The organism is Georgenia daeguensis (assembly GCF_039537705.1).
In the GTDB taxonomy this organism is placed as follows: domain Bacteria; phylum Actinomycetota; class Actinomycetes; order Actinomycetales; family Actinomycetaceae; genus Georgenia; species Georgenia daeguensis.
The window spans coordinates 1-628 of sequence record NZ_BAABBA010000098.1 but is presented as its reverse complement, the minus strand read 5'-3'; the positions used below and the strand labels follow the sequence as shown (position 1 = coordinate 628).

1 pseudogene is annotated in these 628 nt (G+C 65.1%); it reads left to right on the top strand.

Annotation, left to right across the window (positions count from 1 at the left end):
* Positions 1–404: 404 nt before the first annotated feature.
* Positions 405–628: pseudogene (locus tag ABD774_RS21575) on the top strand (ABC transporter permease); the annotation flags it as partial.

Here is a 628-nt window from a genome sequence, read left to right as displayed (position 1 = left end):
CTTCAACGTCTTCAAGCAGTGGCGCGCCCTGGCCACCCGCTACGACAAGCTCGCCCTGACCTACCGCGGCGGCGTCGTCCTGCGCGCCATCACCATCTGGCTCAAGGCATTAAGAGACACGCCCTAGCGGGCCCGTGTCCGAACGGGCGAGGAAGTCGGAAGGGGCGTGTAGGTATGAGAATGCGTAAGCCTGTGTTGTCGGCCCTGGCCATTGTGGTCGACGGCCGAGTGGCGAATTTTCTCGAAGGTTGGCTGAGAATGACAGGAAGAACCCTTGATGAGGTCCTCATGATGCTATTTCCGTACGATGATTTGCGTTCGTCGCAAGTCGGTCATAGTGACCAGCTGCCGTGAGCACCGCAACTGTGACACGCACGCCCGTAGCCCGGGGCGTCGCTCGGCCGGTGCGCCGTGGAACGCCGAGCGCGCTGCTCGGGCTTGCGGGGGTCGTGTGCGTTCTGGTGCTGCTGGAGGCGCTCCCCCGGCTGGGGGTGGTGGACCGGCGGTTCATGCCGCCGTTCTCCGAGATGTTCGCCGCCCTCGTGGCGCGGCTCCAGACGCCGGAGTTCTGGACGGCGCTGGGTGACACGCTGACCACGTGGGCGATCGGGCTCGTGATCGCGATGGT